The organism is Pseudomonas sp. NFXW11, from assembly GCF_049887815.1.
Lineage (GTDB): Bacteria > Pseudomonadota > Gammaproteobacteria > Pseudomonadales > Pseudomonadaceae > Aquipseudomonas.
In genome coordinates, this window is sequence record NZ_JAGEKI010000019.1 from 61,091 (window position 1) to 81,024 (window position 19,934).

The 19,934-nt window shown below is 62.8% G+C and carries 21 protein-coding genes and 1 pseudogene; 13 read left to right on the forward strand and 9 right to left on the reverse strand.

Annotated features, from left to right (window positions below):
• The first annotated feature begins 481 nt into the window (after positions 1–481).
• From J4P02_RS24950 to J4P02_RS24960, 3 genes and pseudogenes are all read left to right on the forward strand, one after another.
• Positions 482–2,134 (forward strand): ATP-binding protein, encoded by a 1,653-nt coding sequence (locus J4P02_RS24950; RefSeq protein ID WP_426195301.1) that lies wholly within the window; start codon positions 482–484, stop codon positions 2,132–2,134.
• 39 nt (positions 2,135–2,173) lie between these two features.
• Positions 2,174–2,320 (forward strand): annotated as a pseudogene (locus tag J4P02_RS24955) (M48 family metallopeptidase); the annotation flags it as partial.
• Positions 2,321–2,542: 222 nt separating this feature from the next.
• Complete coding sequence (locus J4P02_RS24960) at positions 2,543–2,929, forward strand: DUF6124 family protein (RefSeq protein ID WP_426195303.1); 387 nt, start codon at positions 2,543–2,545, stop codon at positions 2,927–2,929.
• A gap of 170 nt (positions 2,930–3,099) precedes the next feature.
• Here J4P02_RS24960 and J4P02_RS24965 read toward each other — a convergent pair whose 3' ends face one another.
• From J4P02_RS24965 to J4P02_RS24980, 4 genes are all read right to left on the reverse strand, one after another.
• Positions 3,100–5,172 (reverse strand): FAD-dependent oxidoreductase, encoded by a 2,073-nt coding sequence (locus J4P02_RS24965; protein WP_426195305.1) that lies wholly within the window; start codon positions 5,170–5,172, stop codon positions 3,100–3,102.
• Between the two features lie 230 nt (positions 5,173–5,402).
• Positions 5,403–5,870 carry a GNAT family N-acetyltransferase gene (locus J4P02_RS24970; RefSeq protein ID WP_426195307.1) on the reverse strand — a complete coding sequence of 156 codons (468 nt, stop codon included), beginning with the start codon at positions 5,868–5,870 and terminating at the stop codon, positions 5,403–5,405.
• Positions 5,871–5,939: 69 nt separating this feature from the next.
• Positions 5,940–7,580 carry an ArnT family glycosyltransferase gene (locus J4P02_RS24975; protein WP_426195309.1) on the reverse strand — a complete coding sequence of 547 codons (1,641 nt, stop codon included), beginning with the start codon at positions 7,578–7,580 and terminating at the stop codon, positions 5,940–5,942.
• Positions 7,581–7,726: 146 nt separating this feature from the next.
• On the reverse strand, positions 7,727–8,608 hold the full coding sequence (locus J4P02_RS24980; RefSeq protein ID WP_426195311.1) for an EamA family transporter: 882 nt from the start codon (positions 8,606–8,608) through the stop codon (positions 7,727–7,729).
• Between the two features lie 113 nt (positions 8,609–8,721).
• On the opposite strand from J4P02_RS24980, the gene J4P02_RS24985 reads away from it, so the two are divergent.
• Complete coding sequence (locus tag J4P02_RS24985; protein WP_426195313.1) at positions 8,722–9,504, forward strand: AraC family transcriptional regulator; 783 nt, start codon at positions 8,722–8,724, stop codon at positions 9,502–9,504.
• A 52-nt stretch (positions 9,505–9,556) separates the two neighbouring features.
• Here J4P02_RS24985 and J4P02_RS24990 read toward each other — a convergent pair whose 3' ends face one another.
• The gene (locus J4P02_RS24990; protein ID WP_426195425.1) at positions 9,557–9,874 is read right to left on the reverse strand and encodes a hypothetical protein; all 318 of its coding nucleotides are present in this window, start codon (positions 9,872–9,874) and stop codon (positions 9,557–9,559) included.
• A gap of 370 nt (positions 9,875–10,244) precedes the next feature.
• Here J4P02_RS24990 and J4P02_RS24995 point away from each other — a divergent pair, with 370 nt between their 5' ends.
• The 3 genes from J4P02_RS24995 (at position 10,245) to J4P02_RS25005 (ending at position 12,183) form a co-directional block, all read left to right on the forward strand.
• Positions 10,245–10,715, forward strand: coding sequence for a hypothetical protein (locus tag J4P02_RS24995; protein WP_426195315.1), 471 nt, complete (start codon positions 10,245–10,247; stop codon positions 10,713–10,715).
• A 270-nt stretch (positions 10,716–10,985) separates the two neighbouring features.
• A complete protein-coding gene (locus tag J4P02_RS25000; protein WP_426195317.1) occupies positions 10,986–11,471 on the forward strand; it encodes a hypothetical protein in 486 nt (161 codons plus the stop codon).
• A gap of 217 nt (positions 11,472–11,688) precedes the next feature.
• The gene (locus J4P02_RS25005) at positions 11,689–12,183 is read left to right on the forward strand and encodes a hypothetical protein (RefSeq protein ID WP_426195319.1); all 495 of its coding nucleotides are present in this window, start codon (positions 11,689–11,691) and stop codon (positions 12,181–12,183) included.
• Here the strand turns inward: J4P02_RS25005 and J4P02_RS25010 are convergent.
• The gene (locus tag J4P02_RS25010; RefSeq protein WP_426195321.1) at positions 12,171–13,229 is read right to left on the reverse strand and encodes a zinc-binding alcohol dehydrogenase family protein; all 1,059 of its coding nucleotides are present in this window, start codon (positions 13,227–13,229) and stop codon (positions 12,171–12,173) included. The two genes, J4P02_RS25005 and J4P02_RS25010, sit on opposite strands and share 13 nt — an antisense overlap.
• Positions 13,230–13,335: 106 nt before the next feature.
• Here J4P02_RS25010 and J4P02_RS25015 point away from each other — a divergent pair, with 106 nt between their 5' ends.
• Entirely contained in the window at positions 13,336–13,713 is a 378-nt protein-coding gene (locus J4P02_RS25015; protein ID WP_426195323.1) for a winged helix-turn-helix transcriptional regulator, read from the forward strand.
• A gap of 152 nt (positions 13,714–13,865) precedes the next feature.
• Entirely contained in the window at positions 13,866–15,332 is a 1,467-nt protein-coding gene (locus J4P02_RS25020) for an ArnT family glycosyltransferase (protein WP_426195325.1), read from the forward strand.
• Positions 15,333–15,396: 64 nt separating this feature from the next.
• On the opposite strand, the gene J4P02_RS25025 is transcribed toward J4P02_RS25020, so the two are convergent.
• Positions 15,397–15,732, reverse strand: coding sequence for a hypothetical protein (locus tag J4P02_RS25025; protein WP_426195327.1), 336 nt, complete (start codon positions 15,730–15,732; stop codon positions 15,397–15,399).
• Between the two features lie 183 nt (positions 15,733–15,915).
• Between J4P02_RS25025 and J4P02_RS25030 the strand changes: the two genes are divergently transcribed.
• Positions 15,916–16,374: a hypothetical protein gene (locus J4P02_RS25030; protein WP_426195329.1), complete on the forward strand. Its 459-nt coding sequence runs from the start codon at positions 15,916–15,918 to the stop codon at positions 16,372–16,374.
• A 41-nt stretch (positions 16,375–16,415) separates the two neighbouring features.
• Here the strand turns inward: J4P02_RS25030 and J4P02_RS25035 are convergent, their stop codons facing one another.
• Positions 16,416–16,973, reverse strand: a complete 558-nt coding sequence (locus tag J4P02_RS25035; protein WP_426195331.1) for a pesticin C-terminus-like muramidase — start codon at positions 16,971–16,973, stop codon at positions 16,416–16,418.
• A gap of 168 nt (positions 16,974–17,141) precedes the next feature.
• Between J4P02_RS25035 and J4P02_RS25040 the strand changes: the two genes are divergently transcribed.
• The 3 genes from J4P02_RS25040 (at position 17,142) to J4P02_RS25050 (ending at position 18,919) form a co-directional block, all read left to right on the forward strand.
• The gene (locus tag J4P02_RS25040; RefSeq protein ID WP_426195333.1) at positions 17,142–17,525 is read left to right on the forward strand and encodes a transcriptional regulator; all 384 of its coding nucleotides are present in this window, start codon (positions 17,142–17,144) and stop codon (positions 17,523–17,525) included.
• 82 nt (positions 17,526–17,607) lie between these two features.
• A complete protein-coding gene (locus tag J4P02_RS25045; RefSeq protein WP_426195335.1) occupies positions 17,608–18,270 on the forward strand; it encodes a DUF2589 domain-containing protein in 663 nt (220 codons plus the stop codon).
• A gap of 64 nt (positions 18,271–18,334) precedes the next feature.
• The gene (locus J4P02_RS25050; RefSeq protein ID WP_426195337.1) at positions 18,335–18,919 is read left to right on the forward strand and encodes a DUF2589 domain-containing protein; all 585 of its coding nucleotides are present in this window, start codon (positions 18,335–18,337) and stop codon (positions 18,917–18,919) included.
• A 27-nt stretch (positions 18,920–18,946) separates the two neighbouring features.
• Here J4P02_RS25050 and J4P02_RS25055 read toward each other — a convergent pair whose 3' ends face one another.
• A complete protein-coding gene (locus J4P02_RS25055; RefSeq protein ID WP_426195339.1) occupies positions 18,947–19,624 on the reverse strand; it encodes a histidine phosphatase family protein in 678 nt (225 codons plus the stop codon).
• Between the last annotated feature and the right edge of the window lie 310 nt (positions 19,625–19,934).

Consider the following 19,934-nt stretch of genomic DNA (forward strand, 5'->3'; position numbering starts at 1 on the left):
CAAAAAAGGCACTTGGCGATTATCGCAAGTGCCTTTTTTTGTGCCTGAGTGGGCTGGCTTGGCTCCGCAATGCCAGCTTAATGGCGACCTCCTAGGCACAGCTCGACGGCGTACAGACTCTGGCGGGAGTTTTCGTGATGGCCTCATCAGGCCAAACACTTCGGGCCCTCCCCTTTCCCACTCTAGGCAACGACTAGACCAACAGTTCCTTTGAGCGTCTGGCTCAATGGCGCAAAGACCTTATCGCAACCCCGTCTCCTTAGCGGATGCGGCGCCTGGCTTGGCTTGGGATACAATCACCGCCATTTAATCGGCATCCGCTCCCTGGGTGCCCACAAGGGATTCCACAATGCCCCTAACGCTGCCGCAACTGGAACACCATCTGTTCAAGGCTGCCGATATTCTGCGCAGCAAGGCAGCGTCCGTGTGATCCCGTTGCTGAAACCCGTACAGCACGCGACTGCACAGATGGGAATCTGAAATGACCCAGCACCTGCCACTCCGCGAATCCCTCACTGTCGAGTTCAAGAGCGACCGCAGCAAGCTCCCCGATCGGGAATTGATCGAAGCACTGGTCTGCCTGGCCAACGCCGAGGGTGGCGAGCTGTGGTTGGGCGTGGAGGATGATGGCACGCCCACCGGCCTGCATCCCGAGCATCGCCTGCTGGAGGGTCTGTCCGGAATGGTGGTGGCGCGCACCTCGCCATCACTGAACGTGCTAGCCCAGGCGATCAGCCTGGATGGCGTGACTGTGGCGCGCCTCCTTGTACCCAAGGCTCAGAGCGAGGTGGCGACCACTGCCGGCGTCTACCTGCGCCGCCGCTTAAAGCACGACGGCACACCCGAATGCGTGGCGATGTTGCCCCATGAGCGCAGCAGCCGCGCAAGCAGCTTTAGCCTACTCGATGTGTCGGCCCAACCCGTGGTTGGTGCCACCCTGGCCGACCTCGACCCGCTGGAGCGTGAGCGCCTGCGTCAAGCCGTGCAGCAGTACGGCGGCGATCGCGTGCTGCTGGAACTGGACGATGAAACCCTCGACGGTGCGCTTCTGCTAACTACGCGACAAGCCGATGGCTCGCGCGTGCCAACCCTGACCGGCCTTTTGCTGATTGGTAGGGAAACCTCACTACGGCAACTGGTGCCCACTCACGAACTCGCCTTCCAAGTGCTGGCCCAGCAGGCAGTCCGCTTCAATGAGTTCCGCCGTTTCCCGCTACTCAAGGCACTGGACTGGTTGGAAACCAACTTCCGCCCCTATAACCCGGAAGAAGAGCTGCAAGTCGGCCTGTTCCGCGTGCCGGTGCCCAAAGTAGACCTCGGCGCCTTCCGCGAAGCCGTGGCCAATGCCTTGGTACATCGCGACTACCACGGTCGCGGCGCAGTGCATATACGCCTTGAAGACGATGCCTTGGTGGTCAGTAACCCCGGCGGCCTGGTCGATGGCGTGACCCTGGCCAACCTGCTGGTGACCGAACCGCGCCCGCGCAACCCAGCCCTGGCCGATGCCATGAAGCGTATCGGTGTGGTTGAACGCTCCGGCCGCGGCGTGGACAAGATCTTTCGCGGTATGCTCAAGTTTGGCCGCCCGGCACCGGATTACAGCTATACCACTGCCCAAAGCGTAGTACTGCGCCTGCCCACCGCCGAGGCCGACCTAGATTTCCGCCGCCTGGTGGTCGAACACGAACGCGCCACCCACGCCGAGCTGCCCATCGACAGCCTGATCGCCTTGGCCGCTCTGCGCGAAAGCAAGCGCGTCACGGTCGACGAGTTGGCCGTGCTTATCCAGCGCGACGCCACCAGCGCCAAACGCACCCTGGAAGCCCTGACCGAAGCCGGCTTGATGGAAGCCCATGGCTCCACCCGAGGACGTAGCTATACCCTGTCGGCCAGCCTGTATCAGGCCGTGGGCGACAAGGCTGCCTATACCCGCCAGGCAGGCTTCACAACCATTCAGCATGAACAGATGGTGTTGAACTATGTGCAGCAGCATGGGCAGGTCCAGCGCGCGGAAGTGATGGATCTGTGCCGACTCTCGCCTGATCAGGCGGCAAAGCTACTTAGGCGCATGAAAGACAAAGGCGCTCTGATACAGCAAGGCGAACGACGCTGGGCAGTCTATAAGCTCGGCTAAAAACTCTATGAGCCGCTATGAGCCGCTATGAGCCGCTATGAGCCCATAGTCGTGCATGAAATGGTGCACCTGCACGAGCCGCACCACACACCTGAGTTCTGGCTGCGCCTCGAGCGAGTCATGCCAGACTACGCACAGCGAAAAACCTGGTTGGCGGAACACGGGGTCGAAGTCGAGGGAATCTGAAACTCTTACTCTTGCAGGGGTCAGGCTTTACCTGGTTTGACCGCAATTAGGGGAACTGGACCGGAATACTTGTCCTTCAAGTCTCTTTCTATTGTGCGAAACGTCCTAGTTTTACCTATCCCCTTGTTTCGAGAGTTACCGCTGACTAGCCTCGACCTGTCACCGAACATTCGATGGCCGGGTTTAGCAGCTCGATGTTGACTAGGCGCTTGGAGTTACGCCATGAAAAAGCTCATTCCCGATCAGCCTAAAGCCCCCCTCCGCAATGGCAGAAGCCCTGAACTAGACCAAGCCAACAAAGAGATACTTCAGAAACTGGCTCTTCGACCTACCGATGCACCTTTGGCCAAATCCATCAAACACACGTCCGGCATCCCGGTTAGCAGCAATTCATTGTTTGCCATCCGAGAAGGCATCAGCGCCGAAGAAGCCCTGCTCCACGTCTCCCTGCTGCTAAAAAGCGCCGAAGAAGTTTCCGATGAAATCACCGAGCGCGGCAGCGGCATTGAACGCGGTCTGATCTGGTCCCTGGTGCACTCGGTGGAGATGGCTCGGGCCGTGGTGGATGCCTTGCTCGATGGCAGTCGCCATATACCCACGCTGAAGTAGAACACCCCGTGACAGCACGGCGCGGCAGGACGATCTGCCGCGCTGCTGCCCTGGCTTTTGTCGGCAGCCTGGCAAGACAGCTGTACCTTTAGAAACGCACAACGGCCGCACCTGCGGCCACAACCTACCCGCGCAGGGCTGCCGATCAGCCAACAGCCCCGCGCCCAGCCTCAGGCAAGGTGATTGAAGAGTTTCTGGCCTTGCGCCGAGAACACCTGTGCGCCGAACTCCGAGCGAATCAGCCCGGCCACGGAGGTCACGCCGGTCATAAAGGCGCCTTCCAGCCAGCCGCCGTAGTGGCTGACGCTATCGCCGGCTACAAACAGGCACTGCTTGCCCTGCTTGGCTTGCTCGGCGTTAAGGACGCTGCTGCGGTAGTGGTTGTAGATCTGCGTGCAGAGTTCGGTGTCGCCCGCCCAGTCGAGCTTGAATGCGCCTCGGGTATCGCGGTCCGCGCTCCAGTCGTACATGTAGGACGGTGCGCCCTCGGCAGCACGGGCCGCCAGCAGGCTGCTGAGCCAGAACTGCGGCGGCTGGTTGACCTCGTTCAGGGCGATGCGGCTGGCTGCCTGGGCATGCCGTACCCGCAGCACATCGTCGTTGACCCCGGCGGTGGGGGTCAGGCCGCGCAGGCGCGAGGCCTCGTTGCTCGCCTCGTCGCCCCAGGTGTAGGAGGCCAGGATGTTGTAGCTGCCGTTCTGCCCTTGCATGCAGTAAGTGGCGGCCAGGTCGGTATCGGAAATCACCATCTTCACGGTATTGCGGCCATCGCTCGGCGCATAGGCTTCGAACAAGGGCGCCGGCACATCGATAAAGTATTTGGTCGAACGCATCATATGCAGTTGCTTCAGCGCCGCATACAAGTTGCCCGAGCCGCCATGCAACTGATCCAGTGGATGAGACAGCAACTCCTGAGTCCGATACTCGAACACTTGATCATTCACATCGAAGTACAGTGGCGTATCAAGCGGGATACTTTCCCCCGGGCCAAGCCCACTGAAAGGCTCGAGGATTTTTTGTGAAGCGTGGTTACCGGCGGCGATGATGACATGGTCGAAGGTTTCAACCACGACTTCACTGGGTTGCTGCGAAGTTTTACCGGTCTTGGAAATCAGCAGTATCTTGCCATCGCTCTTGCGACCGGCAAACAGCACCTTCTTCACTTCAGACTTCAAGTTGATATGGCTCAGGCGCTGGTACAGCCGGGCCGGTAGGTCGGCATTGCGCGCGGCGCCATCGCCCAGGTTGCCGGGGAAGAAGTATTCGTCGCTGTAGTTCCAGATCAGCAGCCGGGCGATCTCGGTGAAGGTGACGTTATTCAGCGGGCGGAAGCCCCCGGTGCCGAAGCCATAACGGCCGAACAGCTCGACAAAGTAGGTAGGGTCGCGGTCGGCGGTGAGTTGAATGCTGCCATCAGCGATCAAGGCGTCGATTGCCTCGTGCACCTTGTCGATCAGGGGCACATCGAACTCGGCGATGTAGCGGTCCCAATCCTCCCACTCCTGCTTCACTTGCTCCTCGGTGAAACTGGCGATTGGCGCGGCGGCGCCGTCGACGCCCACCAGATTGGTGGCAAAGCTCGCCGCCGAGCGGCCTGCGGCATCCTCCAGGCTCAACAGGTAATTGATCACGCCATTCTTAACCGCGTCCATCACCTTGAAGTTGGCGAGTTGCTCTTCGCTGTTCATGTCTTCAATGACGCCACTCCGGTCGAAGATGACGTTCATGTCGCGAAACAGGAACTGGGTCGGCACCCGGCCGGGGTTGGGGAACACCGACAACTCATCGTCGAGATTGTCCGGGTAGGCGTGGGCGATAAAGCTCCAGGTCAGCACCGCGATCGAGGGAAAGCGCATGCAACCGATTTCCTGGAAGTTGTCCCCCGGCTTCACCGCGAAAATCCGCCCCCACTTGCTGTCGTAGTTCACTTCAGCATCGGCCGTCTCTTCGATTTCGGTTTCGTAGTAGGCGTTGCTCACCTGGCACTGGAAGTTGGGGTTGCGCGCCGCGATCTGGTCCAGCTCGGTCAGAGCCGCCACCGCGGCGGCGCCCCGGCCTACCACACAGATACTCAAGGGTTGGTCATTGGCGATGGCGCCATCGGCCACCATCTTCCCCATGGCAACTTCCTGCCATTTCACCGCAGGCTGGTCCGGGTAATAAACCGATTGTTTAACGAACTGATTGACCGTGGGTTCAACCTGTTTACCTTCGGCACTACTCATCCTGTTAATACGCAGCATGTACTTCACCTTAGTTATTCAGTTAATGACGGATCAATAGGAATCCACATGACCCGCCGGCAGAGTAACTGACACTAAAAATGAAATATTCCGTATTAAACGCAGGAAAATTCGACAACTTCCAAAGATAATTCCACGCAACAAATACTCTATAAAAACACAACCAACAACAGCCACCGAGCGGCAACTAACTTCGCCCCATCTTTTGCTTGAAAAACCTGTTTCAACCGTTATTGAACTGAATGTTCCAGGTCACGTTCCATGATCAGGGTCAGCTCTTGATCCTGGTAATGCTCACCCACGCGGATGTACCCCAGGCGTGCATAGAAGCCTTCGGCAGTCACCGATGAGGGCACCCGCAGCCTGATCACCCCCGCTTGCCGCGCGGCCTGCTCAACCGCCGCCAACAGTTGCCGGCCAACCCCGCCGCCCTGGTGCAAGGGGTCGACAAACACCGAACGCACCGCGTGCCCATCGAGGCTGGCGGTGCCCACCAAGACCCCATCGACGGTGGCGACGAACATTTGCCGCTGTCGCATCAAGTGCAAGACGGCATTCGGGGTGAAACTGGCCTGCACCCGCTCGATCACACTGGCGGGATAGTCCTGGGCATTGCTGGTGACCAGGGCCGCCAGAATCACTCGACTGACTTCGCTGGCATCGGCCTCCACAGCCGGACGAATGATGGTGCAAGTCATGACCCCTCCCTGGTTTCGTCGCAGATGCAAGCGCCCAAAATACGATCCGGCACGCTGCCTGCCAAGGCCCTAGAGCACCTGGAACACCAGGCACGGATTGTCATTCAGCCGCCCCTCATACACCGGCTGGCGGTGCTCCAACGAAGTACCGCGCAACCGCTCGCGATCCTTGCGCGCCACTATCACCCAGGCGCCCTGGGGCAGCGTATCCAGTTGCCCCGGGGCATCGCCGGCAATGAACAGCGGCTGCTCGTCGTGGTCCAGGTTCATCATGTAGCGCACCGCCCAGGTGTCCTGGCCCAGGTTGAAGAACACCAGCGGGCCCGGTTGCTCCGCGCGCAAGCGTTCCACTGGGGAAACGAAGCCCTGGGTGTCGAATTGCAGGTCCTTGGCCGGGTCCACCACCGCCACCAGCAAGGTCCATTGCGCGGCCAGGGCCAGGGCGCTGAGCAGCACCAGGCGCCGGCCCAGGTCGCTCAAGTTGCGGCGCCAGTGGTAGAGCGCCAGCAGCTGCAACAGGGTGAAAATCCCGATCAGCAACGGCATCGACACCGGCGGCCAGTACCCGTGCTTGTGCCAGCTGTGACGCAAAATAAACAGCACCAGGATGCACAGCCCCGGCAGCAGCGCCACCAGCCACAGGTAGCCGCTGCGCACCTTGCCCAGCCAGCCCCGGGCATTCAGCAGGCCGTAGGCCGCCACCGCGGCGAACATCGGCACCATGGGCAGGATGTAGTAGGCGCGCTTGAAATGCGGCACCGACAGCCCCAGCAGAATCATCAGCCCGCAGGCCCCCAGGCGCAGCACCAGGCGCAGTTGCCCGTCGTCATGCCTCTGAGACCACTGCCGACGCAGGTACCACAAGGTCGCCAGCGCCAGGGGCACCACCGGGAAGTAGCGATACAGCGCCAGCTGGAAGTAGAAGTAGAACGGCTCGCCGCTTTCATCCAGGCGCCCGCTCACCTGCATGTTGTAGACCTGGTGCATAAAGTCTTCGCCGCCGCTGATAAAGGCCAGTTGCATCAGCAGCCACCAGCAAGCCGCCAGCACCAGCAAGCCGCTGAGGCCATGGCCCAGCACGCGCTTGATCAGCAGCCGGCGGGCATCGCGGGTGCGCCAGTCCCCCAGCAGCCAGTAGGTGCAAGCCACCCCGCAAACCTCCACCAGCCCCAGGGGCCCGCGAATGGCGAAGGCCAGCACCAGCAGCGGCAGCACCGCCAGTTGGCGCCACCATGAGCCGCTGCGCTCGGCACTGTGCAGCAGGTAGAAGGCCCCCAGGCACAGCAGGGAAATCATCTGGTCCAGGCACACCGAACGGGACTTGTCCAACAGCTGGCTGGTGAGTGCCGTCAGCAGTACCGCAAGCAACGCCCAGCCACGCCCCATGGGCGCCAGCAAGCGATACAGCAAGGCCAGCACCCCCGCCGAGGCCAGGGCCGTGGGCAGCACATTGGCCAGGTGATTGGGCGCGCCGAACAGCTGCGCGCACAGGTAGCTGAGGAAGGTCGCGGTGCCTGGGTAATCCGGATACGGCTGGCCATAGGTGGTGGGAAACAGGCTGGCGCCGTGGCGGAACATCTCCTGCAGGAACAGCGCCCAGCGGCCGTCGAACCCCTGGGGCTGCTCGTCCCAGATACCGAAGGTGAACAACAGCAGGGCCACCAGGAAGATCCCCCAGGACTCCACACCGAAACGATTTTCTCGAAGCATCTTGGCCCCACCCGAACACCGCACCCAGGGCTAGGCGCGAAACTCGACATGGTGCGCGAGCTACCCCTGAACACTGACTGAACAAGCCTTGAAAAAAGCCTCAGTGGTCGTCCAGCGTGCAGCGAATGCCTAGCGCCCATGCCACTTCAAGCGGCGCTGCGCCCAAGCCGCCAGCTGCGCCAGCGGAACTGCCCCACCACCAGCGCAGCAAGAATCAGCGCCATGGAGATGGCGTCATCCAGGGTCACGCCCTGGCCCAGTATCAGCACCGAACCCAAGGTACCGAACAGCGGAATCAGCAACGACCAGGGCGCCACCCGGGACAGCGGATAGCGGCTCAGCAACAGGTTCCAGCCCCAGTAACAGAAATGCGTGGCCACATAGACCTGAAACAGCAGGGACAGAACTGCCTGCCCCGACAGCTGCCCAGGCAACTGCTGGAAAGGCGCCACGCCGTGCTCCATCCAGGTCAGCGCCAGCAACGGCAGAGGCGCGAACAGGCTGGCCCAGACCACAAAGGCCAGCACCTGCTGCACCTTGCAGTACTTGATGATCAGGTTGCCCAGGCTCCAGCTAAAGGCGCTCACCAGCAACAGCCAGTAACCCAGGCTGGTGGCCTGCCCCGGGCTGTCGCCGATAATCCGCAACAAGCCCCACAGGGCGATGCCGATGGCCAGCAACTGTTGCCGGCGCACGCGCTCGCCCAGCAGCAAAACGCCCCAACCCAGGGAGAAGAAAGCACTGAACTGCACCAGCAGCGCCGCGGTGCCCGGGGCCACGCCCTGCTCGATACCCAGGTTGATCAAGGCCCACATGGCCACGCCGAAGATCAGCCCATAAGCCGCCAGCCAGCCCCAGGCCACCTGCGGGCGCGGTATCAGGAACACCCAGGGCAGCGCCGCCAGGGCAAAGCGCAGGGCCGTGAGCAACAAGGGGTCGATGCTGGCCAGCCCCAGCTTGGTGATGGGGAAGTTCAGCCCCCACAAGGCGGTGACCAGCAACGCCAGTAACAGGTGTTTTTTCTGCACGCCATGGGCTCCGCAACGGGCGCCACGGGCCAATCCCGAGCGCTGGCCGCACTATCGCCGCCGGGGGCATGGCCCGCTTGCACTATCAGGTCGAGTATCAGTAAATTCGGGCCATGCCTGATTTCCCTATCGACCCCTATGCCAATATCCCCCGGGACGCGGTGGTCACCGCCATCGACTATCCCCACGGGCTGCACTTCGCCGAGCACCAGCATCGGCGTGGGCAGTTCGCCTACGCCGCCACGGGGGTGATCAGCGTCTTCACCGCCCAGGGCAATTGGGTGGTGCCCCCGCAACGGGCCATCTGGGTGCCGGCCGGGGTGCCCCACGCCATGCAGATGAACGGTGCGGTCACCATGCTCAATACCTACGTCCGCACCCGGGCGGTACAGCGCCTGGGGTTGCCCGGGCATTGCCAGGTGCTGGAGGTGTCCGAGCTGCTGCGCCAATTGCTGATCCGCGCCCGGGACATACCGCCCCTGTACCCCCAAGAAGGCCCGCAGGGTCAGGTGATGAGCCTGCTGTTGCACGAAATCGCCGCCATGCCAGCCCTGCCCCTCAACGCCCCGCTGCCGGCGGAACCGCGGCTGGCCAGGGTCTGTCGGGAACTGCTGGAGCAGCCCTCACTGGAATGGGGTATCGACAGCATGGCCGAACGCGCCGGGATGAGCCGCCGCACCTTCACCCGCCTGTTTCGCCAGCACAGCGGCATCAGCTTCGTGGCTTGGCGCCAGCAGGCCTGCCTGTTGGCGGCGGTGATCCGCCTGGGCAAGGGCGAAGCCGTCACCCGGGTCGCCGCGGACCTGGGCTACAGCAGCCCCAGTGCCTTCAGTAATGTGTTTCACAAGGTGCTGGGGGCCACGCCCAGTCGTTATTTCGCCGCGGATCGGCGCTGAAGGCCCAGGGCCCGGCAGCTTGCCTGCCAGGCCCGAACCACGAGTCTGCGCGCTACAGAAACACCGCAGAAAGCATTCCCAGCGCTCCCAGGCAGCAGCCGATCAGGGCCCCGCGCCCGGGGGCCTGCTGGAACAGCGCCCAGATCACCAGCGGCTCCAGCAGCAGTAGCGAAGTCACCGAGACCACGGTGATGATCCAGATATCGCCAACCGCCACATACCCCAGCCAATAGGCCGCCAACAGGCAGATGCCGCCCAGGCACATGATCGCCACCGGCAACGCCAGCTCGGCACCCGAGGTATTGCCGGAATGGGCCAGCCGCGCGACCACCACCTCGCTGTAGATGGCGCAGAACTCGCCCAGCACCATCAGCCCTACAGCAGAAACTCCGAGTAACTCTTTGGACATGTCACAAACCCCTTACTATTGAGAGCCCGATTTTTCAGCTCCCAGGCATTGATCGCTCCGTTCACGGAGCCTGCTTGGCAATGCGCAGGGGTACGAGGCAACTCGGTCATAGTCAGGAACTTGAACATATCCATCTCCTTTGGGGTGGGTGGCACAGCTCTGTGCCCGTGACACGGGCAACCGGCCGTTGCCTGTATCAGTGATGTGCTCCCCCGGCGCCATCTGCGGGGCTAGCATTCACGGCAAAAAGACCACACAAACTCCACAGTCCGCAAGCGTCGTTGCCGATAGCCTTGGTTCGGTCATCCTCAGCCAGCAGTCCGTGCCCACCATGCCCCAGCCATCCAGACCTGTTCCTACCGTTCAACCTGGCGACTGGGTCGCCACCTACTTTATCGGCGTCGCGGCGTTGGCCCTGGTCCTGACGCTGTTGGTCTGCCTGATACTGCAGATCACCAGCCGGGATTCATGGAGCGACCTGGGCAGCTCGGTGTCTTTCGCCGTGGTGGTGCTGCTGGTGAGCGTGGTGGTGATAGGTGTCGTCGCGGCCCTGCCCTGTGCCCTGTTCTTCTGGCTGGCCCAGCGGTTCACCTGGCGTCATCTGTCGATCTATATGCTATCCGGCGCCCTGATTGCCCTGCCCACTATTCCCGTGGTGATGAGCCTGTCTCCCGGCTATTTCAACCCGGCATACAACATCCCCGGCATTGCCCGCTATCAGCCCCTATTGTTCCTGTTCAGCGCGTCGGGGGCCTTTCTCGGCACCGTGTTCTGGTGGCGCAGCGGCCGCCATCTAGGTTGATCGCCTACGCACCCTGTGTCGGAGCCGGCTTGCCGGCGAACAGGCCCTGAAGATTTGCACCAACTTGGCAGACGTCTTCGCTGGCAAGCCAGCTCCTACCCCGGGGATCAATGGCAAGGCACCGCCACCGGCAACGCCAGCTCGGCACCCGAGGCGTTGCCGGAATGGGCCAGCCGAGCCGGACACACAAATCCCACACAAACTCCACCCAGCACGCAGCGCCTTGCCGGTAGCCTGAACCCCATAGTCCATCAGCAACGGAAGGCGTCCATGTCCCAAGCAACCCACAGCACTCGCACCGTGAAAACCCGCGACTGGCTGATCACCTACTGCATTGGCATCTTCGCCCTGGCCCTGCTGGGGTCGGTCGGGGTCAGCCTGCTGATGCTGGCCGGCAACTGGCCATCGGTCTTGAGCGTGCTGCCGGGGACGCTGTCCTTCGGCCTCACGGTGTTGCTGCTGAGCATCGTGGTGGTGGGCGTGGTGGCGGCGTTGCCCTGTACCCTGTTCTTCTGGCTGGCCCAGCGCTTTGGCTTGCGGCACCTGGCGATCTACCTGCTGTGCGGCACCCTCAGTGCCCTGCCCACCATCCCGCTGGTGATGAACCTGATGGGCGAGTCCTACAGCGTTGCCGATGAAGACCAGCCGGACCCCGGCATCCTGGAGCGTTACTCGCCCATGGCTCCGCTGTTCGGCGGTTCGGGGGCCTTTCTCGGCGCGGTGTTCTGGTGGCGCAGCGGCCGTCATCTACGTTGATCACCTGCACACCCTGCTAGGAGCCGGCTTGCCGGCGAACAGGCCCTCAAGAGTTGCAGCGACTTGGCGGACGTCTTCGCTGGTAAGCCGGCTCCTACCCCGGGGATCAATGGCAAGGCACCGCTGCCGGGCAAAAAAACACAGAATCTCCACAATACCCGGCCGCCTGCCGCCATAACCTTGGCCGGGTATTCCACTGACTACTGCGATAGACCCCATGCCCAAAGCCACCCCCACCGTCCGCACCGTACAACCCGAAGACTGGTTCGCCGCCTACTTTATCGGCGTAACGGCACTGACCCTGGTGCCGACACTGGTGATCATGCTGGGGATGCTGAGCGGCGCCGGCACCCTGAGCGGGGAGCTGATCGCGCAGATACTCTGCATAGGGCTGCTGACCCTGGTGCTCAGTGGCCTGGTGATCGGCATTGTCACGGTGCTGCCGTGCACCCTGTTCTTCTGGCTGGCCCAGCGTTTCGCCTGGCGCCATGTACTCATCTACCTGCTGTGCGGCGCCTTCGCCGCCTTGCCGACCATTCCCGTGGTGACCAGCCTGGCGCCTTCGAGCTTCTACAACGACCCGCCCGAGGACGATAGCCCGCCCGCGCCCGAAGGCCTGGCCCGCTACTTGCCGGTCGCGCCGCTGTTCGCCGGCTCGGGGGCCTTTCTGGGCCTGGTGTTCTGGTGGCGCAGCGGTCGTCACCTGCGCTGACCGCCGCCCGGCCCTGTAGGAGCGGCGCTTTGCCCATCGCGGGCCACCACCACCTTGCCCAGCACTCCGCCCTGCTCGACCCGCGCATGCGCCCGACGCAGGCTGTCGGCATTCAAGGGGCTGAAGATTTCATTCAAGGTGCAGCGAATCACCCCCTGATCCAGCAACTGCGCCACCCGCTGAAGCGTGCGCTGCTGCTCAAGCATGTCGGCGGTGTGGAACAGGGCCCGGGTAAAAACCATTTCCCAGTGCAAGGAGACGCTCTTGCTCTTGAGCGGCACGGCATCGAGAAAGTCATGATCGTCGATCAGGCCGATATGGCCATGGGGCGCGATGATCTCAGCCAGCTCGGCATAGTGGCGAGCGGTGTGGGTCAGCGCGGCAATATGGGTCACCGCCGGCAGTTGCAGCTCGGCCAGTTGTGCCTGCAGCGAGCGCGAATGATCCAGCACATGCTGCGCGCCCAGGTCCAGGCACCACTGGCGGCTGTCGGCACGCGAGGCGGTGGCGATCACCGTCATTCCGGTGAGTTGTCGGGCGAGCTGGATCAGCACCGAACCCACGCCACCGGCACCGCCGACAATCAACAGGGTGCCCTGCTGGGACAGGTCCCCCGGTACCCGCCCCAGGCGCTCGAACAGCAGCTGCCAGGCCGTCAGCGCAGTCAGCGGCATGGCCGCCGCCTGGGCAAAGGACAGGCTGGCGGGCTTGTGCGCCGCCAGGCGCTCATCCACCAAATGCAATTCGGCATTGGCGCCATCGCGGGTAAAGGTGCCGGCATAGAACACCGCATCGCCGGGAGCGAAGCCGGTCACGGCGCTGCCTACCGCGCGCACCACCCCGGCTGCGTCCCAACCCAGGGTGCGAACGCCTTCCGGCACCGTCACCAGGCCGGCGCGAACCTTGGTGTCCAGCGGGTTGACCGACACCGCCTCGACCGCCACCAGCAAGTCATGGGGCCCGGGCAGCGGCTCGGCCAGTTGCACGTCGCAAAGGGCGTGGACATGGGACAGCGGCGAGCCTTTGAGGTAGGCGATGGCCTTCATTGCAGAGCTTCCTTGGCGATTGAAAGCGCACACTTAAATCCTTCATGCCCGACTCGCACAAGTAGGGTACTTTTGCGTACCTGCTACGCAAAAGGACCGCCAGGCAATGAAGAACAAGCACTATCAGGACCTGCCCGGGTGCCCGGTGGAAGTCACCCTGGACCTGATCGACGGCCGCTGGAAAGGCGTGATCCTGTACCAATTGCTAAGCAACGAGTTCATCCGCTTCAACGAGCTGCAACGCCGCCTGCCGGGGATTTCCCAGCGCCTGCTGAGCAAGCAGCTGCGTGACCTGGAGGCCGCCGGCCTGGTGTTGCGCACGGTGTACGCCGAGGTGCCGCCACGGGTGGAATATCGTTTGACCGACGAGGGCCGCTCCCTGCAGCCGGTGATCGAGGCGCTGTCGGCCTGGGGCCATGGACGCGTCAGTCGCCAGCAGGCACTGGGCATCGCCGTGATCGCCACCCCCGCGCTTGTCGATTGAGCCAACACCCTGCCGGCAGCGAAATAACCCAGCGAAAAAAACCGCACCATTTCCCCCTAGTTGTTCACAATTCGTTAAGAGTTGCCTCCGTATACTTTGCCGCTTGCCCGCAGCCGCCCGGCTGCGCCCCTGGATCCGCTGGCGCCTACCCCATGTCACGACCCGCTCCGTTGCTGTTCCTGCTGACCTGCCTGCTGTTTTTCTTCGCCCTGGGCAATCACAAGTTGCAAGGTTCCACCGAGGCCCGGGTCGCCGGGATCGCCATGCAGATGCACCTGGATGACGACTGGGTTACGCCGCGCCTGTTCGGCACCCCGTTCCTGGAAAAACCGCCCCTGAGCCTGTGGCTTGACGCCGGAGCAATTCGCGCCTTTGGCGGCACGCCGCTGGCGGTGCGCCTGGCGTCGGCCTTTGCCGGGTTGTTCAGCGTGATGCTGCTGTATGCCATGCTGCGCCGCTTCGGCCGGCCGGCCATCCTGGCCGCCGTGGCCGGGTTGTTGCTGGCGACCATGGCCAGTTACTGGAGCAATGTCCGCGGGGTGGGGGAAGACGCCCTGCTCAGCCTCGGGGTAACCCTGGCCCTGCTGGCGTTCTTCCAGGCTCATCAGCGTCAGGCCCGGCAACAAGCGGCGCTCCTGCCCTGGCTGGCATTTGCCGGCGGCATCGCCATCGCCACCTTGAGCAAGGGCGTGCTGGGCCTGGCCATGCCGGGAGTGGTGATCTTCGCCTACCTGCTGGCCGAGGCCCTGATCGACAAGCGCTTCCGGCTTGGCCACTGGCTGTACCCGGCGTTGCTGACCCTGCTGGGGCTGGTGCCGCTGATGATCTGGCTGTTCGTGCTCTATCAGCGCGGCGGCCTGCAAGCCCTGGGCGAAGTGCTGTGGACCAATAGCGTCGGCCGCTTCGACGGCTCCTTTGTCGAGGCCGGGCACTACGAACCTTTCTACTACTACCTGGCCAAGCTGCCCCAGGCCTTTCTGCCGTGGAACATCCTGGTGTACCTGGGGCTCTGGCACTTTCGCAAAAGCCTGGTGCAGAACCGCTACCGGCTGTTCTTCAGCCTCTGGCTGGTGGCGCAGTTCACCCTGCTGTGCCTGGCGTCGAGCAAGCGCACCGTGTACCTGATGTCCCTGACCCCGGCGGCGGCGGTGCTGGCGGCGGAGTACGGCGCGGTGCTCTACCAGCGCCTGGCCCAGCGGGCCCAGGGCAATGGGTTCTGGAGCGCCGTGGGGCGCCGGCGCCAGGGGCTGGTGATCACCATCATGAGCCTGGTGATCTGCGCTTACCTGGCCAACGCCCAGTGGGTGGCGCCAAAGGCCGATCGCAAGCTGTCGTTCGTGCCGGTCACCGACCAGATCATGGCCCTGCAAGGCAGCGGGCATCAGTTGGCGCTGTATCAGGCCAACGAGCGCATCGGCGGCGCCACCGTGTTCTACACCCGCAGCCTGCTCAAGGATCTGCAGACCGAGGCGCAACTGCTGGCGTTCCTGGGTGAGTCCCCGCAGCACGTGGCGGTGATGACCGGCGACGCCCCCCCACAACCGCCCTTGCGGGTCGACAAGGTGATCATGGTCAGCCGCCAGGCCTACTACTTCGTCAGCCTGGCGCCGGCCGGATAAAAAAACGGCACCGCTGCAGGTGCCGTTTTTCTCTCCAGGCCGTTGAGCGGCCCCGAGTCTTGGCTTACTGCGGGTTCTTCAGCTTCACCACATCACCTGAAACCTTGGTGGTATAGCCATTCAGGACCCAGGCCCAGAACCAGTTTTCCTGGACCTGGGTGTTGATCAGGGCATCACCGCCCTTGGCCTTGATCGCCGCAGTCTGGGCGCGGACGAAACGGTCATTCTGCTGGATCGGAATAAACCCGAAGAGCATCACGCCAGTGGCGGTGGCTTCGCTGTGACCGATCACGGTGTACTGAGTGCTGTCCAACTGCTGGGTTTTCATCGGGGTGCCGGTGCAGCCCGCAAGAACCAGACCGAGGCAGGCAGAGGCAACCACTTTGCTCAAATGCTTCACGACGTAACTCCATGGAAAAAGCGCCCGGGACTCATTTCCCCGGCCCCGGCACTTTACCCGTCGGGGCCACAAAGCCCAATCACCGCTACCCCTTGAACCCTTTCCCGCTGATATCGGCACAACGCCCATGGAAGCATGACGCCCGTCCAACGACCGGCATTGTCCATGCTCAAGGAGTCCCCCATGTTGCCTCTGCGTTCACTGATCATCGGCCTGAGCCTGTTCGCCTGCGCCGCCCATGCCCTGGAAACCACAGACACTCCCAGCGATCTGCTCAAGGCCTATGCCGCCACACTCGGCGCCGCGGCTGGCAGCAGCCAATGGCAACAGATGTGGAAGCGCTCCCGCGACAACGGCGTATTCAACCCGATCGGCGATCAGCCGCGGTTCACCGTGCCGCAGAACCAGTTGCCGGACATGGCCATCACCACCCTGGTCAACGCCGGCAGCGTGCAGGCGCAAAACAGCACCCAGGCGCTGTACCGCTACGAGTTCGAAAGCCCTGTGGGGATCGCCGCCAACCAGCCGCTGCCTGCCCTGTGCCTGCTGGTGGACTGGCGCACCCTGCCCGCCGGCAGCCGCACCGACGACCGTGGCGCCATGCTCGGCGTCAGCCTGCTGCAGGCCCAGCCCTGCCCCTGAAAGCACAACGGCCGCCCGGGCCGGCAGCCCGGGCGACAAGGCTATGACGGCATCCCGGAAGCCAGCAGTTCGGCTTCCTGGCGCCGCCGGGAACGGTAGCTGTCACCGAAGTTACGCAGGTTGGCCAGGGCACTGGGCCAATCCCGGGCCACCACCTGGGCCCAGAAATTCGGCGTGCGCTTGGCCAGGTTGCCGTACTGGAAAGCCACCGAGGCGATCACCGTCTGCATCGCCGCCGGCAACTGGGCGAAATCCAGGCCACTGGCACTGGAGTAAGCCGCGGCCAGCCGCTCGACAAAGGGTGCCTTGAAGGCTTCGTCGATCAACTCGGCTTCGGCACTGCTGATGCTCAAGGGATGCAGGTCGAGGTAGGCCACTGCCTTCAGCCCGGTGAGGCGCAAATAAGGACTCAGGCGCTGGACCAGCCCGGCCGGCAGTTGCAGGTTTTGCAGGTCCTGCAGGTTGCGCTGGCCCAGGTCGAAGCCGGTGCCCAGGGTCACCCCGCTCTTGCTGTTGGCGGCGTCGGGCACATAGGCGCGGGTGATGGCGGCACCCTCCAGCGCAGCGATAAATCCGAAATCGATCGAGTAGCGCGACATGGAAAATTCCTCATTAGGTTGAAGAAAATCCAGTGCACCACCCGCGACCTATACAACATCAGAATGTAATAGTTCCCCTTAATAGGGGGGAAATTTCCCACTGAACAGAGGACGAGACACCTCCTTAGGATCGAACCGGCTTTATCCATAATTCCAAGGAGGTATCAAATGGACGTGAACGACCTCAGTCTTATCGATGTTCGCCAGCTCCCACACTCGCTCCAGGCCCTGGTCCACTGCATCGGGCTGGAAAACGCCTACCGCCTGACCTGCGAGTACGGCGGCCGCCCCAAGTACATTCCCAAGCACGCCGAACGCACTTCCCTGGCGCTGATCCTGCCCCCCGACGCCCTCAATGCCCTGATCGAGCGTTTCGCCGGGCTGGCCCTGGAGATCCCCAAGGCCGACCACTTCTGCCGGCAAATTCGCAACCAGCACATCCAGCTGGAAAGCCTCGGCGGCATCTCCCGCAGTGTGCTCGCCGACAAGTACGGCCTGAGCCTGCGGCAGATCGGCAATATCCGCCGCCTGGAAGCCAACCCTCAGAGGTAACGCTTTCCCGCTGAATAGAAGGCCCTGCCCTGATTAAGGTGCAAGGGCGCATTTCGCGCAGCGAAGAACAAGGAGAAAGACCATGGCAGATATCGATAAGGGTCTGATCGGCGGGGTAATCGCCGCACTGCCCCTGGACAAGATGATCACCGGACCGCTGATGGCGATGATCCAGGCGCAGGTCGCTGCGAGCAAAGCCTATGCGGACTTCATCATGGGTGTGTGTATCCAGAACGGCAAAGCCGTTTCGGTACAGTTCGACTATGACGAGACCCTGGTGGATGACCAGGGCGTGTACAAGGGCACAGTGAAAAAGTCGATGCGGATTCCGCTGCTGGCAGCCATCAGTCACCCCAATATCACCATCGAGGAAGGCTCCATCGACTTCGAGCTGACCATCAGCCAGATGGCCGAGGACACCAGTTCCACCGAAGCCTCCGGGAGCTTCCAGGCGAAGCTGGGCTGGGGACCGTTCAGCGTTTCGGTCAAGGGTGCGGCAAGCCACAAATCCACCCAGACCCGCAAGACCGACACTCGCGCGCGCTACGCCATCAGCACCAAGATCGTCCGCCAGGGGCCACCCGAAGCGTTGATGCGGGTCATCGACTTCCTGACTGATGCCGCCACCAAACCCATTACCCTGCCCGATACCAAAGTAGACGAGACCACTAAGCTGCCGACCGATGGCGTACTGCAAAGCAACGGCAACGCCAGCGTTCGCGAGAAGTCCCCTGCTACCCCTTGACCCCTTGGACCAAGCCCCGCCCGTCCGGCGGGGCACCCCACCCCCCGAGCAAGGAGCCTGATTCATGGCGTTTTTTTCTCGACGCAAGGAGCCCATGTCGGCCTGCGACCTGAGCCATATCACCCGCGGCATGCACCAGGCCGCGGCCGCCACCCACAACCTGATCGCCCAGCAATACATCAAGCTGTTCGACCAGTTCTTCGACTACAACGTCAACGACCTGGGCACGCCGATGAAGGCCAAGATGGTGGAGGTGGCGCTCAACGAGCAGCACAGCATCAATGTGCCGCTGATTGCCCTGGTGTCGCCCAAGGGCCTGGCCCTGCACAAGATGAGCGTCGACCTGTCGGTGCGCATGCACGGCACCGAACTGCAGAAGGCCAGCCATGACCTAGAAAATGGCGAATTGCACAGCGAGAAGTTCTTCGTCACCTTCGGCAGCGGCAAGCGCGAAGGCCAGGAGCGCGACCCGGATGAAGTGCAGATCCGCATGGAGTTCCGCGATTGCGAACCGCCGGAGGCGATCCAGCGCCTGATCGAGGAATTCACCCACCTGATCAGCCCGCAACGGATCAGCGATGGCCCGCCTTCCGCCAGCATTGCCAGCCCCGGCCAGCCGCCTGCCGAACCGGAGCTGCTGGCGCCTTGAGCTGCCGCGCGCCAGGGTCGAGGTGATTCAGGGCTTGAGCTGCACCGAACGCCAGTCGCTGGCCTCGATCAAGCCAAGCATCTTCGGCGCGCCATTGAGGGTGTCGGTGGTAACGAACAACGCCGCGCCATAGCCCAGGGTCGGGGTAGCGAACTTCAGCGCCTGTTCCATCTGCGCCATGCATTCGCTGTGGGTCACCAGCACCAAGTTGCGCCCGGGCACCTTGTGCGCCAGGGCGTCGCGCAGCATGTCCTGCTTGCAGTTGTACAACCAGTTGTCGCCGCTGCTGACCTTGCTGAACATGTAGCCGGCGGTCTGCGCGGTACGGGTCAACGGGCTGTTATAGATATCGGTTTGCGCCAGGCCCAGTTGCTCGAACTGCGCGCCAATGCCCACCGCCACCTCCCGGGCGCGATCGGTGATGCCATCGGCCGGGCCCAGGCACTGGGCGTTGGAGCGGTCGCAGCGTTCGACATGGCGCACCAGCACAATCATCTCGCCCTTGGCCCAACCGGCCTTCAGCGCCTTGATGCCTTGCCCATTGCCATGGGCCAGGTCGGGCACCGCCGCCGGCTCGAGCAGCCACAGGCCCAGGGGAATCACCAGCAATGCCCCCAGCAACAGTGCCAGGCGCTTCTTGTAGCGGGCCAAGGCGCGTCTCAGGGAAGGACGCTTGAGCACCGGGAACGCAAGTCTTGTAGCCACTGTCTAGCCGCCCTTCCGAAAGTGATCCGATGCCTTGAGCAACTGCTGCCCAGGTTAACGATGCCTGATGACAAATGAACGCTGCCGGTAGCTGCGCAACGGTTCGGCCAGACTCTAGGTTCGCGGGCGTGGGGGCGGGGTGAAATGAATGTGAAAAAAAGCTCAACAGACCGGCGGTGCGTCCCGCAAAATAGCGGTTAAACGCTGAAACATTGTCTTGGCGCAATACCGACGAAATCGTTTCAGCTATGGCACAAGCCGCCGATACAGCCCCTGCAAGACACCTCGCTGGTCACCAACAACAACAATC

Bases quoted from the DNA above. Each gene is read 5' to 3' on its own strand.
- J4P02_RS25000 (WP_426195317.1), top strand. From the start codon at position 10,986: ATGTCCCAAGCAACCCACAGCACTCGCACCGTGAAAACCCGCGACTGG.
- J4P02_RS25005 (WP_426195319.1), top strand. From the start codon at position 11,689: ATGCCCAAAGCCACCCCCACCGTCCGCACCGTACAACCCGAAGACTGG.
- J4P02_RS24965 (WP_426195305.1), bottom strand. From the start codon at position 5,172: ATGCTGCGTATTAACAGGATGAGTAGTGCCGAAGGTAAACAGGTTGAA.
- J4P02_RS25050 (WP_426195337.1), top strand. From the start codon at position 18,335: ATGGCGTTTTTTTCTCGACGCAAGGAGCCCATGTCGGCCTGCGACCTG.
- J4P02_RS25030 (WP_426195329.1), top strand. From the start codon at position 15,916: ATGTTGCCTCTGCGTTCACTGATCATCGGCCTGAGCCTGTTCGCCTGC.
- J4P02_RS25020 (WP_426195325.1), top strand. From the start codon at position 13,866: ATGTCACGACCCGCTCCGTTGCTGTTCCTGCTGACCTGCCTGCTGTTT.
- J4P02_RS25040 (WP_426195333.1), top strand. From the start codon at position 17,142: ATGGACGTGAACGACCTCAGTCTTATCGATGTTCGCCAGCTCCCACAC.
- J4P02_RS24990 (WP_426195425.1), bottom strand. From the start codon at position 9,874: ATGGTGCTGGGCGAGTTCTGCGCCATCTACAGCGAGGTGGTGGTCGCG.
- J4P02_RS24985 (WP_426195313.1), top strand. From the start codon at position 8,722: ATGCCTGATTTCCCTATCGACCCCTATGCCAATATCCCCCGGGACGCG.
- J4P02_RS24975 (WP_426195309.1), bottom strand. From the start codon at position 7,580: ATGCTTCGAGAAAATCGTTTCGGTGTGGAGTCCTGGGGGATCTTCCTG.
- J4P02_RS24960 (WP_426195303.1), top strand. From the start codon at position 2,543: ATGAAAAAGCTCATTCCCGATCAGCCTAAAGCCCCCCTCCGCAATGGC.
- J4P02_RS25035 (WP_426195331.1), bottom strand. From the start codon at position 16,973: ATGTCGCGCTACTCGATCGATTTCGGATTTATCGCTGCGCTGGAGGGT.
- J4P02_RS24995 (WP_426195315.1), top strand. From the start codon at position 10,245: ATGCCCCAGCCATCCAGACCTGTTCCTACCGTTCAACCTGGCGACTGG.
- J4P02_RS25010 (WP_426195321.1), bottom strand. From the start codon at position 13,229: ATGAAGGCCATCGCCTACCTCAAAGGCTCGCCGCTGTCCCATGTCCAC.
- J4P02_RS25045 (WP_426195335.1), top strand. From the start codon at position 17,608: ATGGCAGATATCGATAAGGGTCTGATCGGCGGGGTAATCGCCGCACTG.
- J4P02_RS24970 (WP_426195307.1), bottom strand. From the start codon at position 5,870: ATGACTTGCACCATCATTCGTCCGGCTGTGGAGGCCGATGCCAGCGAA.
- J4P02_RS25015 (WP_426195323.1), top strand. From the start codon at position 13,336: ATGAAGAACAAGCACTATCAGGACCTGCCCGGGTGCCCGGTGGAAGTC.
- J4P02_RS24950 (WP_426195301.1), top strand. From the start codon at position 482: ATGACCCAGCACCTGCCACTCCGCGAATCCCTCACTGTCGAGTTCAAG.